Here is a 17,722-nt window from a genome sequence, read left to right as displayed (position 1 = left end):
TTTCAAAAACAAATATTTTAGATAGCGCTCCCATTCTAGTTTACCGTTTTTATGAAGAAAGAAAAAGCATGAATAGAAGAGAAACAATTATTTCTTTATTTTGAAAAAGCTAGAAAATATACAGAAACCACAGATGTTATAATTAATTGGGTATTTCGTAGTCTTAAAAGTTGTTTTACTCAATGAAGGAAGGAAAGGCATATAGAATGAATATATTGACTGAAAAACAAGTAACAGATTTGATCAAATCAGCAAATCGAAAGCGAAATCGTTATTTAAAAAGTGATATCTATGCGCGGGATATGTGCAGTCTTCTTCTACAAAATTGGAATATGCGCGACAATGATACTTTTCTAATCGAAAAGCCTAGTACAACTCCCACGATTGAATTTATGGCAATTTATCAGCAGCTTCTCGATATTCATCCTGAGGAATTCGAAGGACGTGACATCAAAAAAATCAAAGAATCGATTCAAAAAAGTATTTATGGTTCGATCCATACCGAGTTGTTCAGTAACTATATCAATGAATTGAAAAACAATGATCAAGACAGCTTTTTAGTAGTACCTGTTTCATTTTATTATCTAAGTTATAGATCTGCTGATTTCACAAAAAGATCTGATGTTGCAGTGATTATCCAAAAACAAAATAATCAGATAAATGTCCAGATTTATGACAAAGTTCAAATCAGAGCAGTTCGTCCAGATGAATATGCGAAGAAAAAAAATGTTCATAAAAATTCATGGACAAAGGAAGAAATAGCAAAACTAACTCCTATATACACATATGAACTGAGCGATGTTCAATCACTGGTTGACGTTTTACGCATAGGAAGAAATCATTACAATTGGCATGAAAAAGCAGTTCCTTTTCCCAAATATAAGAAGAGTTATTATATTTACAATAAATTAAGTAAGTACGCAACAATAGAAGGATATTCCTCTCATGTAGGGACAATTCAATATGTAAGAGATAACAGCGAAATCAAAAACATGAATGCGGCATTAAAATACATACTAGGAACAAAGTCAGAAATTATTATTGATGGCAAGAAATTCTTTCAAACGAAATACAAAACGTTATCTACGGAACAATTAAATCACACAATAAATGAGCTGATGTTCACGCATTTGAAAAAAATAGGCTATGGACAAGTGACAGAAAATTTCATTAGAAATGCTTATGAAGTCTATAAAGAAGCCAAAAGTCAGCGATCAGCTCTTGATATGATTGACAAAATAGCACATAAATCAGAATGGGGAGGAATCAACAAAAATAATCATTGGATTATCCCGACTGAAATTAGAAAATCCATCGACCATACGCTTTGTTTTTCTTATGGACTGCCTTCTAGCGAAAATAAACAGAAAAGTTGTTATCATTTAACGCCTATTGAAATTCTCTCTGTCAAAATAAAGTGTACGGAATCTAGGCAACAACAACTACACAATATTATCCGAAGAATATCAGTTCCTTCGTTTAGTACGATGGTTGAACGACGAAGAAGACAACAAGAACAAGGTGTTATAAGAGAAGTTTGATAAATAGGTCATTTTTCTTTTTAAAAGAAACGTTAAGATAGCGTTATCCTATTTATTTAGTCTCCCTTTTTTGAAGAAAGATAAATCCTTGCTCATACAGTATTATTCATTTGTTAGAGAGAAGAAAGGAGCGTTTAAAGATGGATCTTTTAGATGCAGCACAAGTAGAAATGCTGATTCAATCAGCGGATAAAAAAAGAGAAAAGTACGTAAATAGCGAAAAATATGTGCCAGAAATGTGCAGTGTTCTTTTACAAAATTGGAACATGATTGGAAATGATATTTTTTTTAAGACGAAACCCAGTACAAGCCCGACGCTTGAATTTATGACCGTTTACCAACAAATCCTCAATGTTTATCCAGATGAATTCGAAGGTCGGGACATCAACAAAATCAAAGAATCCATTCAAAAAAGTATTTATGGTTCAATCCATACAAAATTATTTAAAAATTACATCAATGAGCTAGAGAATAATCATAAAGATAGTTTTTTAGTTGTACCAGTTTCGATGTTTTATAAAGAAAAGTGGTATTCATGGTTCAAAAATGGTCATGGCGTCACTTTCATCATAAAAAAAGGGCAAGATCGTCTGAACGTAGAAGTTTATGATAAAGCACAAATGAGAATGCACTGCCCTGATAAAAGAGCATTGAAAAAAAAGATTCAAGAAAAGCTGTGGTTCGATCAAGAGACCCTAAAAATCACCCCAGTTTATGTCTATGAAGGAGTAGAGAAGAAAGGATTGGAAGAAGTGCTTCGGATAGGAAGGCAGCATCTTACCTTTGAAGAAAGAATTAATCCATTTGCTACAGCTAAAAGAACTTATCACATTTTAAACAAGCTAAGTAACTGCACAGAAAAAGAATATGTTGCGAATCATATTGCTACTACTCAGTATGTTCAAGGAAACTGTGAAATAAATAATATGAATGCTTCTTTAAAATATATTTTGGGAACCAGAAAACAAGTCACTATCCACGACAGAAACTTTTGGCAAACGAAATACAAAACATTATCGACAGAAAAATTCAACTATGTAATGAATGAACTAATGATCATGCACTTGGAAAAATCGGGATATGGTAAAGAAGAAGTGAGAAATTTTATTTCAAAAGCCTATGATCATTATTTGGATAGAAAAAAAGAGCGAGAACAGCTTCCACTGGAGAATAAAAAAATCCATAAAGTATTTTGGGGTGATAAATATAACAATGCAATTTGGACAATCCCATTTGTTCCTCGGAAAGAAGTAGTTCCTGAATCCCGTCACATAACAGGAGCGGAAATCAAAGCGATAAGAAATAGGTGTGATCAATTTGATCAGAAAAAAGTAGAAACACTGCGTAAAATCATTATTGATTCCAATTCAAAAAAGAATCAAAGAACACAAAGAGACAGCCAAAGGCAATTAAATGTAAGGTAATGGAATCAAGTGAGGTACAACTTCATATAACTTGTTTTAAACACTTGATTCCTTATGACAAGTGTGATAACCTATGACCAGAATTTAATCAAGAACAAGCAGTCAAAGTGCGAAGTTCACCATTTATTATGCATAAAGGGTGGAGTGGGCACTTTTTTTGTGCGCAAAATGAAAAAGGAAGTGAAAAAATGGCTGAAATTACTTTAGAATTTGATACGATTGCGGCAATTTCTACCCCGCCTGGAGAAGGAGCAATCAGTATCGTTCGTTTAAGTGGCGATCAAGCTGTGCAATTAGCAGATAAAGTTTATCATTCTGGGAATAAACGACTATCAGAAGTACCAAGCCATACGATCCATTATGGACATATCGTTGATCCTAAGAGCGATCAGCTAGTCGATGAAGTCATGGTCTCCGTGATGAGAGCACCAAAGACATTTACGCGGGAAGATGTGGTAGAAATCAATTGTCACGGCGGGATCGTCGTAGTCAATCAAATTTTGCAGTTACTGTTAAGAGAAGGGGCAAGATTAGCTGAGCCAGGCGAATTCACAAAACGAGCATTCTTGAATGGTCGTGTTGACCTTTCACAGGCAGAAGCTGTGATGGATTTGATTCGAGCAAAAACAGATAAAGCAATGGGGTTAGCCCTCAATCAGTTAGACGGCAATCTGTCTGCCTTGATCCGTTCATTGAGACAAGAGATTTTAGAGACATTAGCCCAAGTAGAAGTAAATATTGATTATCCGGAATATGACGACGTCGAAGAATTGACTACGAAGTTATTGCTTGAAAAAGCACAGATGATCCAACAAAGAATCCAAGCACTACTTGCTACATCCAAGCAAGGAAAGGTTCTGCGGGAAGGGTTAAGTACGGCGATTATCGGCCGGCCAAATGTCGGTAAATCAAGTTTGTTGAACCATTTGTTAAGAGAAGAAAAAGCAATCGTTACGGACATTGCAGGAACGACTAGAGATGTAATCGAAGAGTATGTCAATGTTCGGGGGGTACCGCTCAAGTTAATCGATACAGCTGGAATTCGGGAAACAGAAGATGTGGTGGAACGTATTGGGGTCGAAAGAAGCCGTAAAGCATTAGCAGAAGCAGACTTGATCTTACTTGTTCTAAACCAAAGCGAACCACTGACAGCAGAAGATGAACAATTACTGGAAGCGACAAAGGGATTGAAACGGATCATTCTTCTAAATAAAACAGATTTGCCAGCACAGTTGGAACAAGAAAAATTGAACAAATTGATCGAAAATGAACCAGTTTTTTCAATTTCCGTAGCTAAAAACGACGGACTAGATCATTTGGAATCAGCTATTTCTGATTTATTCTTCAGCGGAGAAACAGGAGAAAGAGACGCTACCTATGTTTCCAATACCCGCCATATCGCATTGTTAGAAAAAGCTTCTCTGTCACTTGAAGAAGTCATTGCAGGTATTGATGCAGGAATGCCTGTGGATCTCGTTCAAATCGATATGACGCGTTGTTGGGATTATCTAGGAGAAGTAGTTGGCGACAGTGTACAAGATGAATTGATCACTCAATTATTCAGTCAATTTTGTTTAGGAAAATAAAAGGAGGAACAAACGATTGAAACATTATGAAGCAGATGCGTATGACGTGATCGTTGTCGGCGCAGGACATGCTGGTTCAGAAGCTGCACTTGCTGCTGCACGTATGGGCTCGAAAACGTTATTACTGACAATAAATTTGGATATGGTAGCATTCATGCCATGTAATCCTTCTGTAGGCGGACCAGCTAAAGGCGTTGTTGTTCGAGAAATCGATGCGCTAGGTGGAGAAATGGGTAAGAATATCGATAAAACCTATATCCAAATGCGTATGTTGAACACAGGAAAAGGCCCAGCTGTCCGAGCATTGCGAGCACAAGCAGACAAACATGCTTATTCAACACAAATGAAACATACGATCGAAAAAGAACCAAATTTGACGCTAAGACAAGGAATCGTCGAAGAACTGATCGTCGAAGATGGTATTTGTCATGGTGTAGTGACTTCCACAGGAGCGAGCTACCGGGCAAAAGCAGTTGTTATTACAGCCGGAACAGCACTTCGCGGAGAAATCATTATCGGTGAATTGAAATATTCATCAGGTCCGAATAACTCTCAACCTTCTATTGGACTAGCGAATCATCTAAAAGAACTTGGCTTTGCTATCGAACGGTTCAAAACAGGAACGCCGCCTCGAGTAAAATCAAGTACGATCGATTATTCTGTTACAGAAGAACAACCTGGTGACAAAGAGCCGAATCATTTTAGTTTCAGCACACCAGATAGTGCCTATAAACTAGATCAGGAATCTTGCTGGCTAACCTATACAGGTGAGACGACTCACCAAATCATTCGAGACAACTTACATCGTGCCCCAATGTTTACAGGGATCGTTGAAGGGGTAGGTGCTCGCTATTGTCCATCCATCGAAGATAAGATCGTGCGTTTTGCAGACAAACAACGTCACCAACTATTTTTAGAACCAGAAGGCTTGAACACAGAAGAAGTCTATGTTCAAGGGTTATCTACTTCTTTACCAGAAGATGTCCAAGTCGACATGCTTCATTCCATCGCCGGTTTGGAAAAAGTAGAAATGATGCGTACAGGATATGCTATCGAATATGACGTAGTAGAACCACACCAGCTCCGTCCGACATTAGAAACTAAAGTCGTTGAAAATCTTTATACAGCTGGACAAACAAATGGTACAAGCGGGTATGAAGAAGCGGCTGGACAAGGGCTGATTGCTGGTATCAATGCAGCTTTGAAAGTTCAAGGAAAAGAACCTTTAGTAATCAAACGAAGTGACGGTTACATCGGTGTTATGATCGATGATTTGGTGACAAAAGGAACGAACGAACCTTACCGTTTGCTGACTTCACGTGCTGAATACCGTCTGCTTTTACGTCATGATAATGCAGATTTGCGATTGACAGAAATGGGCCACCGTGTGGGCTTAGTAAAAGAAGACCAATACAAGGCTTATTTGAAGAAAAAAGAAGCAGTTGAACAAGAAATCAAACGTTTGATGAATGTACGGATCAAACCAACAGAAGAAGTTCAAGCCTTTTTAGCGACGATTAATGCGGCACCTCTAAAAGATGGCGTACTAGCAAGCGACTTTTTAAGACGCCCTGAGATTACTTATGCAGATCTTCTACGGTTTATCCCAGAGAATGAAGAATTGACACGAAAAGAAATCGAACAAGTAGAAATCCAAATCAAATATGAAGGCTACATCAAAAAAGCCATGGAAAAAGTAGAAAAATTAAAACGCATGGAAGCGAAAAAGATTCCAGAAAACATCGACTACGCAGCAATCAACGGATTAGCAACAGAAGCAAAACAAAAATTGCAGAAAATCCAACCAGAAACGATTGCCCAAGCTAGCCGGATCAGCGGGGTAAATCCTGCAGATCTAAGCATCTTAATGGTCTACATTGAACAAGGGAAGATTGCGAAAGTCAGTGAACCAGCGTAATACGTAATAATAAATAGAAGAGAGAACCAGTTTTTGCAGAAATTGCTCAAAGCTAGTTCTCTCTTCTATGTGTATTTTATAAGTGCCATAATAGAAAGAAAAAATCTATCGACTTTTCTTACTTTTCAAATTTTTAAGAATCCATATGGAAGGATTGCATGTCTTGGGATTTTGCGTTAAAGTAGGGAGAGAATCTGTGAAACAATTGCTGTTTCACAATGAAAGGAATAATTATGATACCAGAAGAATTTCGCCAATCTTTGGCAGAAAAAGGGATAGAGCTTACCGATCATCAAATGGATCAATTTGCTATCTATTATCGGACATTAGTCGAATGGAACGAAAAAATGAATCTTACAGCCATTACGGATGAAAAAGACGTATACCTGAAGCATTTTTACGATTCGCTTACATTAGCATTTGAAGTAGACTTTACGCAACCTTTATCTTTATGCGATGTCGGTTCAGGAGCAGGGTTTCCTAGCATACCTTTAAAAATTGCCTTTCCTGAATTGCAGATAACGATTGTTGATTCTCTGAATAAACGAATAACCTTCTTGTCTGAACTAACTCGATTATTAGGAATCGATGCTTCCTTATATCATGACCGGGCAGAAACATTTGGACAAAATCCTCAATTTCGTGCATCATTTGACCTTGTCACTGCTCGTGCAGTTGCTCGTTTGAATGTGTTAGCAGAATTATGTTTGCCCTTGGCTAAACAAGAAGGCTATTTTTATGCATTGAAAGCAGCAAAAAGTGAAGAGGAACTGACAGAAGCAAAACAAGCGATTGCTTTATTAGGTGGTAAATTCCTCAAAGAAGAGGCAGTTACCTTGCCGAATGTCTCTGACCAACGGCATATTATCGTTATTCAAAAAAAGAAAATAACCCCAAAGAAATACCCAAGAAAGCCCGGTCTGCCTAATAAGCAGCCAATCAAATAGGAGGAGAAGAGATGGCACAAATAATATCTGTTGCGAACCAAAAAGGTGGCGTCGGCAAAACAACGACGACGGTAAATCTAGGTGCTTGTCTTGCCAGCCTTGGCAAAAAAGTATTGCTAGTGGATATGGATGCCCAAGGAAATGCTACCAGTGGTGTCGGGATCAGAAAACCCGATGTGACAAAAGACATCTATGACGTTCTAGTCAATGAATTGCCAATTGATGAGGCGACTTTGATCACTGAACACGAAAATTTGAGTATTGTGCCTGCGACTCTCCAATTAGCAGGAGCAGAGATCGAATTGACATCAATGATGGCAAGAGAATCAAGATTAAAAGGATCTTTAGCAGAAGTCAGCAGCCAGTATGATTATATCTTGATCGACTGTCCGCCTTCTCTTGGCCATTTGACAATCAATTCATTTACAGCAAGTGATTCGATTTTGATACCTGTTCAGTGTGAATATTACGCATTGGAAGGATTAAGCCAATTACTGAATACGGTTCGTTTAGTTCAAAAGCACTTCAATCCAGAATTAGAAATAGAAGGTGTCTTGCTGACCATGTATGATGCACGAACAAATCTGGGAAATGAAGTCGTAGAAGAAGTACGCAAATACTTCCGCGAAAAAGTCTATGAAACAATCATCCCAAGAAATATTCGTTTATCAGAAGCACCTAGTCATGGAAAACCGATCATCGACTACGATCCACGTTCTCGGGGAGCTGAAGTCTACCAAGCATTGGCAAAGGAAGTGGTAAGTCGTGAAGAAAAGTAAAGGATTAGGCCGAGGAATCGATGCATTGTTCCAAGATTTAGAAAACTTAGAGACGGTGGATGTAAAAGATGATACTGTGGTCCAGTTGCCATTGAATGAGCTGCGTCCAAATCCGTATCAGCCGCGTAAGACATTTGAAGAAGTATCTTTGCAAGAACTAGCTAATTCTATTGAACAATCAGGCGTCTTCCAACCAATCATCGTACGCCGTTCTGCAGTAAAAGGATATGAGATCATCGCAGGGGAAAGACGTTTTCGAGCGTCCAAACTAGCTGAAAAAGAAACGATCCCTGCTATTGTCAGAGACTTTGACGAAGAAGCAATGATGCAAGTAGCCGTGTTGGAAAACTTGCAACGGGAAGATCTGAATCCATTAGAAGAAGCAGAAGCGTATGAAATGCTGATGAAAAATCTGAAACTGACACAAGCAGAAGTGGCTAGTCGTTTAGGAAAGAGCAGACCTTATATCGCCAATTATTTGCGCTTGCTTTCTTTACCAGATCTTGTTAAGGAAATGGTGCAAGATCAACGTTTATCTATGGGACAAGCTCGTACGCTGTTAGGCTTGAAAAACAAATCATTGATCTTGAAATTAGCCAATCGTGCAGTAACTGAAAATTTAACTGTCCGCCAACTGGAACAGATTGTTTCTGAGTTAAATCAAAACGATGGAAAAGAAAAGAAAAAAATCCCAAGGCTAGCAAAGGAAAAACCATATTATATCCGAGAAAGCGAAGATCGTTTGATGGATAAATTCGGTACGAGCGTAGCTATCCAAGAAAAAAACGGGAAAGGTAAGATCGAGATCGAATACCTTTCTCAAAAAGATTTGACACGAATTCTTGATATCTTGAATATTCAATTTGATGAAGAATAAACAAAAAGGAGGCTATTTTTATGTACGACTTGCACGATATCGTTGAAATGAAAAAACCTCACGCTTGCCAGACGAACCGCTGGGAAGTCATTCGAATGGGCGCAGATATCAAAATCAGATGTATGAATTGCGGACATATCGTCATGATGACCCGTCGAGATTTTGAAAAGAAATTAAAAAAAGTAATTGAAAAAAATGCAGAGAAAGAGTGAATAAATTTATGGCATTGACTGCTGGAATTGTTGGGTTGCCCAACGTAGGAAAATCAACTTTGTTTAATGCGATCACAAAAGCAGGAGCAGAAGCAGCAAACTATCCCTTTGCGACGATCGACCCTAACGTAGGGATGGTAGAAGTACCTGACTGGCGTCTGCAACGCTTAACAGAACTTGTACATCCGAAAAAAACTGTTCCGACGACTTTTGAATTTACAGATATTGCTGGGATCGTAAAAGGCGCAAGTAAAGGAGAAGGTTTGGGGAATCAATTCTTAAGCCATATCCGCCAAGTAGATGCTATTTGTCACGTTGTACGCTGTTTTGATGATGATAATATCACTCACGTAGAAGGACGCGTCGATCCACTAGAAGATATTGATACAATCAACTTGGAACTAGTGTTAGCAGACTTGGAATCTATCAACAAACGCTATACTCGTGTAGCAAAAGTTGCTAAAACCAAAGATAAAGATGCAGTGGCAGAGCTAGCTGTATTGGACAAAATCAAACCTGTACTGGAAGAAGGAAAATCTGCTCGAACGATCGAATTCACAGAAGAAGAACAAAAAATCGTTAAATCACTATTCTTATTGACGACAAAACCGATTCTTTACGTAGCAAATGTGTCAGAAGATGATGTGGCAGATGCAGACGCGAATCATTATGTACAAGAAGTGCGCAACTTTGCTGCAGAAGAAAATGCAGAAGTAATCGTGGTCAGCGCTCGTGCAGAAGAAGAAATCGCAGAATTAGATGAAGAAGACAAAGCGGAATTTCTAGAAGCTTTAGGAATCGAAGAATCAGGTTTGGATCAGTTGATCCGTGCCGCTTACGATTTGTTAGGCTTAGCTACTTACTTTACTGCTGGGGAACAAGAAGTACGTGCTTGGACATTCAAAAAAGGAATCAAAGCGCCACAAGCAGCAGGAATCATCCATTCAGATTTCGAACGTGGATTTATTCGTGCGGAAACTGTCTCTTTTGAAGACTTGGATCATTATGGAAACATGCATGCAGCAAAAGAAGCTGGACGTGTTCGATTAGAAGGAAAAGATTATGTCGTACAAGACGGCGATGTAATGTTATTCCGCTTTAATGTGTAAAAGGGCTATCAAACTAGCTGTAGAATATGGTAGAATGTCTTTTGTGACGACCGTTGAGAAAAGGAACGGCTAAGGAGGACTATTAGATAATGGAACCAGAACAATTACGAGAAATCGTAAAAGAAAACAATAGTTTAGAAACAAAATTAACCAAAAGAAATCAACAGTACATTTTTGATTTGAAAAAATCTTTAGAAGCAGCGAATTTGTCTGAAGAAGAAAAAGTAAAAGCCCTTCATGACATTCTGCCTACTTTAGTTGCAGAACAAAAAGGCGGAAAAACAGCTCGCCAATTGTTCGGGACAGTCTCTGAAAGAACGGAAGCAATCATCAATAAACCAGCAGAAGTACAAAATACATCGACCCCTTTATTGATGTGGTTGGATAATACGTTATTACTGCTTGGTCTATTAAGTATCATGATCGCGATTACCGGATTGTTTTCACGTGGAACAACGCCAGCTTATGGATTCTCTACACTCGTTCTAGGTTCTGCAATCGGTGGCTGGGTCTTTTATATGATGTACAAGTACATCTATCAGTATGAATACCCAGGAGCAGATCGAAGCAAGAAACCAGGAATGGGTAAAACATTGCTTATCCTAGGTGGAACGACACTTCTTTGGGTCGTGCTGTTTTCTGCGACAACGCTATTGCCACCAGTTATCAACCCAGTATTAGATCCGATAGTAGTTATCATCATCGGAGCAGCAGCTTTAGCCGTCCGTTACTACTTGAAGAAAAAGTATGGGATCATTGGAAGTTTATCCGTTCCAAGAAGATAAACCAGAAAGCAGAGCAGTAGCTTTACTAAATATTAAGAGGTAGTAAAGGACCTTATTCCGTTTATCCATAGTTAAATAATAGCAAGGGACTGTGACAAAATTCTTGTCACAGTCCTTATTTGTAAATAAACGGTCTTCAAAAGCCAGTTTATCGGTATTAAGCCAAATCTATGCAAAAATATGGAAAGTCATTTTCACAAAATTTTTATTAATACTCGAAACTAAGTGGCTTTTTCACAACCTCATTTAGCATACACACATATGTAAGCGGTTTATATTGGTATTCTATGAGAAAGCTAATTTGATTCCATGTAGATCATTGACTTAAATGAAAAAATCAATTATTTTAATAGATAAACTAAATTAGAGGAGTGGTACTAAAAATGTCCAACTGGGAAACAAAGTTCACGAAAAAAGGATTTACTTTTGATGATGTCTTATTGATACCAGCAGAAAGTCACGTGTTACCAAACGAAGTGGATATGAGCGTACAATTAGCTAAAAATATTAAGTTGAATATTCCAATCATCAGTGCAAGTATGGATACCGTTACCGACAGCAAGATGGCCATCGCTATGGCAAGACAAGGCGGATTAGGTGTGATCCATAAAAACATGACGATCAGCCAGCAAGCGGATGAAGTAAGAAAAGTCAAACGTTCTGAAAGTGGTGTCATCATTGATCCGTTCTTCTTAACACCACAGCATCTTGTAGCAGATGCAGAAGAATTGATGAGCAAATACCGTATCAGCGGTGTGCCAATCGTTGAAACACTTGAAAACAGAAAATTGGTAGGGATCATTACAAACCGCGACATGCGTTTTGTAACAGATTACCACATGCCCATTGCTGATGTGATGACAAAAGACAACTTAGTGACTGCCCCAGTAGGTACCTCTCTAAAAGATGCAGAAAAGATTTTGCAAAAACATAAAATCGAAAAATTACCAATCGTTGATAACGAAGGTCGTTTAAGCGGATTGATCACAATCAAAGATATCGAGAAAGTGATCGAATTTCCAAATGCAGCAAAAGATGAACATGGTCGATTACTTGTAGCAGCAGCCGTTGGTGTAACAAGCGATACATTCGAGCGTGCGAATGCTTTATTAGAAGCAGGGGTAGATGCAATCATCATCGATACAGCTCATGGACATAGTGCAGGTGTAATCCGAAAAATCCAAGAAATCCGTTCAACTTTTGCAGATGCAACATTGATTGCTGGGAACGTTGCGACGGCTGAAGCGACAAAAGCTTTATATGATGCAGGGGTGGATGTCGTAAAAGTCGGTATCGGACCAGGATCGATTTGTACGACACGTGTGGTAGCCGGTGTAGGTGTACCTCAGCTCACAGCTATCTATGATGCAGCATCAGTTGCTCGTCAATATGGCAAAGCGATTATTGCAGACGGAGGAATCAAGTACTCTGGTGACATCGTCAAAGCATTAGCTGCCGGCGGACATGCAGTTATGTTAGGCAGCATGTTGGCGGGGACAGATGAATCACCAGGTGAATTCGAAATCTTCCAAGGACGACGATTCAAAACATACCGAGGTATGGGGTCATTAGGCGCGATGGAAAAAGGTTCAAAAGACCGTTACTTCCAAGGTAGTGTCAATGAAGCAAATAAATTAGTACCAGAAGGAATCGAAGGTCGAGTTGCTTACAAAGGAAGTGTTGCAGACATTATTTTCCAAATGATCGGCGGGTTGCGTTCAGGAATGGGTTATGTTGGGGCAGCCAATTTACAGCAATTACGTGATGAAGCGCAATTCATCCAAATGAGCGGCAGTGGATTAAAAGAATCACACCCTCATGATGTACAAATCACGAAAGAAGCACCAAACTATTCAGTTGAATCTTAAAAATACTAAAAAAGAGTGGTGACACATGTTGTGTCACCACTCTTTTTTTAAGTAAACAATGTTCCTTTGTCAACTCCGAATCACAAGTAGAACATTCATAAAATATGAAGAGCTGTTTTTTGAAATTACTCCTTGTGGTTTGGAGTGAAACGGCAGGCTCACGACTTCTTTTTTAAACGGTGTTCAATCAGCTGGCCCTCGGTATTAGCTCAAAAAACGGCAAAATATGAGGAGCTATTTTTCCATTTTTTTCTCTAATACTCAGGCCAGGACGCTGATTTCACAACCTTTCGATAAACGGTGTTCAAAAGCTTGCATCTGCGGTAATAAGCCCAACCAAACGAAAAATCAGAGGAGCTATTTTTGTTTGGCAGTTCTTATTACTTGATGCAGGACAGCTTTTTCACAACCTCTTTATTTAATAACTTTCAGATTACCCATATAAGGAACGAGCGCTTCTGGAACTGTGACAGAACCATCTTCATTTTGGTAGTTCTCCAAAACGGCAGCTACTGTACGGCCAACCGCAAGTCCTGAACCATTCAAAGTATGAGCGTAGTGGATTTTTCCATCATTATCGCGATAACGAATCATGGCGCGGCGTGCTTGGAAATCTTCACAGTTAGAACAAGAACTGATTTCACGATAAGTATCTTGTGCAGGAATCCATACTTCTAAATCATAAGTTTTAGCTGCAGAAAAGCCCATGTCTCCAGTTGATAAGGCCATTACACGATAAGGCAAATGCAGTTTTTTCAATATATCTTCTGCATCAGCTGTCATTTTTTCCAATTCTTCGTAAGAATGTTCTGCATCCGAGAATTTGACCATTTCTACTTTATTGAATTGGTGAAGACGGATCAGTCCTCGAGTATCCCGACCGGCACTTCCAGCTTCAGAACGAAAAGCAGGACTTAGTGCAGTGAAATAAACAGGTAAATCCGCACCATCTAAGATTTCATCATTATAATAGTTAGTCAATGGGACTTCAGCTGTCGGAATCAATGTTAAATCAGTATTCTCCAATTGGAAAACATCTTCTTTGAATTTTGGAAATTGTCCTGTACCAAACATCGCTTTACTGTTGACGATATAAGGAGTGATCATTTCAGTATAGCCGTGTTCGTAAATATGCTGATCAAGCATGAAGTTGTAGACTGCACGTTCTAATCGAGCGCCCAACCCTTTATAATAAACAAAACGGCTACCGGCTACTTTTGCGCCACGTTCAAAGTCTAAAATATCCAGATTTTCTGCAATTTCCCAGTGTGGTTTTGGCTCAAAAGCAAATGTACGTGGTTCTCTCCAACGACGGATTTCTACATTGTCCTCTTCGTCTGATCCAACTGGCACAGAATCATGGGGAAGGTTTGGCAAAGTAGTGGCAATTTGTTTCAATTTTTCATCTACTTCAGCAATTTCAGTATCCAATGCTTTGATGTTGCCACCAACTTCTTTCATTTCAGCGATTTTAGCAGAAGCATCTTCTTTTGCACGCTTCAATTGAGCGATCTCAGCAGAAACGTCATTTCGGTATTTTTTCAATTCTTCACTTTTGACTAGTAATTTGCGGCGGTTTTCATCTAGTTCCATGAATTCAGCTAATGTTTCTTTTTTAACGCCCCGAGTCATCAATTTTTCTTGTACTTCTTCGATATTTTGTCGCATCATTTTTACATCTAACATATGATTTCCTCCTTTTTGAAAATAAAAAAAGACTGATCCATCCCCTTATTCTTGGGACGAATCAGTCTGAAATTCGCGGTACCACCCAAGTTCAGCATAAGCTGCACTTGTTGAACACATAACGGCTGTTGAACCGACCTTTCTTATTTCGAAAGGGCACGTAAACGAACTGGAACTTCCAAATTACCCTTTGCTGATTTGCACCTGCCATCAGCTCTCTGAAAAAGAATAAAGTGTACTGGGTTCTGTGTTTTTCATTTATTCTAATAATTGTAATAAGAATAGCGAATATTTCAGCTTTCGTCAATAACTTCCTGTGCATCAATAGGTAATTTTTCATTTTTCTTGATTGGAAGGTGCATGATGAAAGAAGTCCATTGCTTATCTGATTTTGCATAAATGTAGCCACCATGTAAAGCCACAATACTTTGAGCGATTGCTAAACCAAGCCCAGTTCCTCCAGTTGCTTGTGACCGAGATTCTTCTACACGATAAAAGCGGTCGAATAGATTATCGATTGCCTGTTGTGGGATCATTGCTCCATTATTTTTGACCGTTGCAACAACTTCTGAACCGACACGTTCTACTTCGATCACGATTTTCGTTGCTCCTTTTCCATATTTCAACGCATTCGTCAAAAGATTATTGAAGACACGTACAAGTTTTTCTGTATCGCCATCCATGATAAGGGAATCTACTTTTGACTGCACAAGTATTTGGATATTTTTTTTAGAAGCTTCCAACTCAAAATCAGCTGCTAACTGTTCGATCAACTGGATCATATCAAAGGCAGAAAAATTTACTGGGACAGCAGGCTGGCGTACCTTAGTGTATTCAAATAAGTCGTCCACTAAAGATTTCATCTGCTTTGCTTTAATATAAGCGGTATGTGTATACTTTAAAAGATCTTCTTCTGAGTGATACTGACCATCTTCTATCAATCCTAGATATCCAATGATAGAAGTAAGTGGGGTACGGATATCGTGACTAACATTTGTGATCAATTCATCTTTTGATTTCTCGATTTTACGTTCGTCTTCAATCGCTGCTACTGTGCTATCTACCAATCCATTGATACTTGTTACAACTCGGCTTAAGTCACCACTAAGTTCAAAAGGGATACGATGATCATAATTTCCATTTGCGATGTAATGAAGTTCACTGATGATATGTCGTAATTGCATTTGGCGATATCTTCGAATCAAACGCCAATACAAAACACCGATATCTAATAGAAAGAAAAAGGGAATAATAAAGTTTCGACCGTTCCAAAATAAATCAGTGTTCAATCGTTCCGCAAAAATATTCTTTGAATCCCAAATCGCATTCGTTAAAGAAGGTGAACTATTAATTACCGAACTGATAACAACCAAAATAGAAACATTTAATAGAAGTAAAAGGATGATCGTGATGATTCCTTCCGCTAACAATTCGCTGATTTCTTTTGAAGTCAAGTTGATCCGACGGCGTTTTTCAGTTGCTCGTTTACTATCTTGCGTCAATTTTATAGCCCACTCCCCAAACGGTTTGAATGACTTTTTCACCACCAGTTGCTTCTTCGATCTTATCTCTTAAATGGCTAACATGAACCATGACAGTTTTAGCAGAGACAATACTTTCTTGTTTCCAAACACGCTCAAAAATTTCATCTGCGCTAAATACTCGATTAGGATGACTAGCAAGTAAGTAGAGGATACCGAATTCCAAAGCTGTTAACTGGATTTCTTTCCCATCAATTGTTTTAACTTCATGAGAATCTTTGTTGATGATTAATGCATTTACTTCTAATACATCAGGCTGATCTGGGGCGATCTGCATTTTTGTACGTCGTAATAGAGACTTTACTCTAGCCATTACTTCTAATGGATTAAACGGTTTGGTTACATAATCATCTGCACCAGCCACCAGTCCTTTGATCTTATCCATATCAGTAGTTTTTGCTGTCAGCATAATGATTGGGATTTGAGATTCTTTTCGTAGCTCTTTCACTACTTGCATCCCGTCCATCTCTGGCATCATGATATCTAAAATAAGTAATTCAATATCAGGGATTGTTCTGATTTTAGATAATGCTTCTTTCCCATCATAAGCTTTTACTGCTTCATAGCCTTCATTGTGAACATAGATACTTAATAATTCAACGATTTCTTTATCGTCGTCAGCAATCAAAATTTTCATAAATAAATCCTCCAGAGTCATATTGTTACTATTATTCTAGCAAAAAAAAGCAGAAATAGATAAAAGCAGCACTTTGTTAAGGAAAATTTTAGAAGGTGAGAGATTTGGTCCTCATAAATAGGACAAAAACATGAACGTTAAACTGAAAATAAAAGGATTTTTCGTTTTTTAAGGTTATAAAGACGAACAAAAAAGGAGCAGAACTAACTAACGATCATATAAGCTGGAAATGTTGATAAATAAGCATTTTCTTATTGACTTTCGTATGTGATGTTGATATATTATTATTTGTTCAAAAGAACACCAATAACTTAAAATAATAAAAAATAAGTTATTGACATGTTGATAGTGACATGATAAGATAACTGAGTCGTTAAAAAAGAACAGCTTGCGAAGGTTGATTCTATTGAAAAAAACTTCAAAAAAGTTCTTGACAAATAACAAACGACAAGTTATGATAAATGAGTTGCTGAAAGATTTCAAAAAAATGAAATCGAAAAAAACTTTTAAAAAAGAGTTGACAATCACTTGCCACTCTGATATGATATAAAAGTTGCTACGGCAGCCAAAATAAATCGGAAAAACATTTCCGATGAAGTAGACCTTTGAAAACTGAACAAAGTAAGACAAACCAAATGTGTAGGGCGTCTTGATTCAATTCAAGACAACAAACATTTTTAACAAGCAAGCAATATGCTAGCAAACAAATTGAGCTTAACAATCGTAAGATTGTTCGAACTTTTTATGAGAGTTTGATCCTGGCTCAGGACGAACGCTGGCGGCGTGCCTAATACATGCAAGTCGTACGCTTC

14 protein-coding genes, 1 rRNA gene and 1 other annotated feature are annotated in these 17,722 nt (G+C 38.1%); of the genes, 12 read left to right on the top strand and 3 right to left on the bottom strand.

The window, feature by feature from the left end; translation table 11 throughout:
* Window positions 1-206: 206 nt before the first annotated feature.
* The 11 genes from OZZ83_RS02175 (at window position 207) to guaB (ending at window position 13,046) form a co-directional block, all read left to right on the top strand.
* On the top strand, window positions 207-1,541 hold the full coding sequence (locus tag OZZ83_RS02175) for a hypothetical protein (protein ID WP_002346211.1): 1,335 nt from the start codon (window positions 207-209) through the stop codon (window positions 1,539-1,541).
* Between the two features lie 140 nt (window positions 1,542-1,681).
* Window positions 1,682-2,965 (top strand): hypothetical protein, encoded by a 1,284-nt coding sequence (locus tag OZZ83_RS02170; protein WP_252706778.1) that lies wholly within the window; start codon window positions 1,682-1,684, stop codon window positions 2,963-2,965.
* Window positions 2,966-3,153: 188 nt separating this feature from the next.
* Window positions 3,154-4,551, top strand: a complete 1,398-nt coding sequence (gene mnmE / locus OZZ83_RS02165) for a tRNA uridine-5-carboxymethylaminomethyl(34) synthesis GTPase MnmE (protein WP_002309907.1) — start codon at window positions 3,154-3,156, stop codon at window positions 4,549-4,551.
* A gap of 16 nt (window positions 4,552-4,567) precedes the next feature.
* Window positions 4,568-6,469 (top strand): tRNA uridine-5-carboxymethylaminomethyl(34) synthesis enzyme MnmG, encoded by a 1,902-nt coding sequence (mnmG, locus tag OZZ83_RS02160; RefSeq protein WP_002313911.1) that lies wholly within the window; start codon window positions 4,568-4,570, stop codon window positions 6,467-6,469.
* Window positions 6,470-6,702: 233 nt separating this feature from the next.
* Window positions 6,703-7,416, top strand: a complete 714-nt coding sequence (gene rsmG, locus OZZ83_RS02155; protein WP_002309910.1) for a 16S rRNA (guanine(527)-N(7))-methyltransferase RsmG — start codon at window positions 6,703-6,705, stop codon at window positions 7,414-7,416.
* Window positions 7,417-7,427: 11 nt separating this feature from the next.
* Complete coding sequence (locus OZZ83_RS02150) at window positions 7,428-8,195, top strand: ParA family protein (protein WP_002293108.1); 768 nt, start codon at window positions 7,428-7,430, stop codon at window positions 8,193-8,195.
* Entirely contained in the window at window positions 8,182-9,072 is an 891-nt protein-coding gene (locus tag OZZ83_RS02145) for a ParB/RepB/Spo0J family partition protein (protein ID WP_002293107.1), read from the top strand. The genes OZZ83_RS02150 and OZZ83_RS02145 overlap by 14 nt, the downstream gene beginning before the upstream one ends.
* 20 nt (window positions 9,073-9,092) lie before the next feature.
* Window positions 9,093-9,284, top strand: a complete 192-nt coding sequence (locus OZZ83_RS02140; RefSeq protein ID WP_002293106.1) for a DUF951 domain-containing protein — start codon at window positions 9,093-9,095, stop codon at window positions 9,282-9,284.
* A gap of 8 nt (window positions 9,285-9,292) precedes the next feature.
* Window positions 9,293-10,393, top strand: a complete 1,101-nt coding sequence (gene ychF, locus OZZ83_RS02135) for a redox-regulated ATPase YchF (RefSeq protein ID WP_002293105.1) — start codon at window positions 9,293-9,295, stop codon at window positions 10,391-10,393.
* 89 nt (window positions 10,394-10,482) lie between these two features.
* On the top strand, window positions 10,483-11,178 hold the full coding sequence (locus tag OZZ83_RS02130) for a DUF1129 domain-containing protein (protein WP_002309913.1): 696 nt from the start codon (window positions 10,483-10,485) through the stop codon (window positions 11,176-11,178).
* A 383-nt stretch (window positions 11,179-11,561) separates the two neighbouring features.
* Window positions 11,562-13,046 (top strand): IMP dehydrogenase, encoded by a 1,485-nt coding sequence (gene guaB / locus OZZ83_RS02125; RefSeq protein ID WP_002293341.1) that lies wholly within the window; start codon window positions 11,562-11,564, stop codon window positions 13,044-13,046.
* A 414-nt stretch (window positions 13,047-13,460) separates the two neighbouring features.
* Here the strand turns inward: guaB and serS are convergent, their stop codons facing one another.
* The 3 genes from serS to OZZ83_RS02110 all read right to left on the bottom strand — a co-directional run bounded on the left by serS (window position 13,461) and on the right by OZZ83_RS02110 (window position 16,910).
* Window positions 13,461-14,732 carry a serine--tRNA ligase gene (gene serS, locus OZZ83_RS02120; RefSeq protein ID WP_252706779.1) on the bottom strand — a complete coding sequence of 424 codons (1,272 nt, stop codon included), beginning with the start codon at window positions 14,730-14,732 and terminating at the stop codon, window positions 13,461-13,463.
* A gap of 49 nt (window positions 14,733-14,781) precedes the next feature.
* Window positions 14,782-14,987: a binding site (T-box leader), on the bottom strand.
* A gap of 38 nt (window positions 14,988-15,025) precedes the next feature.
* Window positions 15,026-16,234, bottom strand: coding sequence for a sensor histidine kinase (locus tag OZZ83_RS02115; protein ID WP_002309915.1), 1,209 nt, complete (start codon window positions 16,232-16,234; stop codon window positions 15,026-15,028).
* Window positions 16,221-16,910 (bottom strand): response regulator transcription factor, encoded by a 690-nt coding sequence (locus OZZ83_RS02110; RefSeq protein WP_002295268.1) that lies wholly within the window; start codon window positions 16,908-16,910, stop codon window positions 16,221-16,223. Before OZZ83_RS02110 ends, OZZ83_RS02115 begins: the two co-directional genes overlap by 14 nt.
* A 740-nt stretch (window positions 16,911-17,650) precedes the next feature.
* Here OZZ83_RS02110 and OZZ83_RS02105 point away from each other — a divergent pair.
* Window positions 17,651-17,722, top strand: a 16S ribosomal RNA gene (locus OZZ83_RS02105); the annotation flags it as partial.

The organism is Enterococcus sp. E5-162 (assembly GCF_035725965.1).
Taxonomy (GTDB): domain Bacteria; phylum Bacillota; class Bacilli; order Lactobacillales; family Enterococcaceae; genus Enterococcus_B; species Enterococcus_B lactis.
This window is presented reverse-complemented; position numbering and strand designations above follow the sequence as displayed.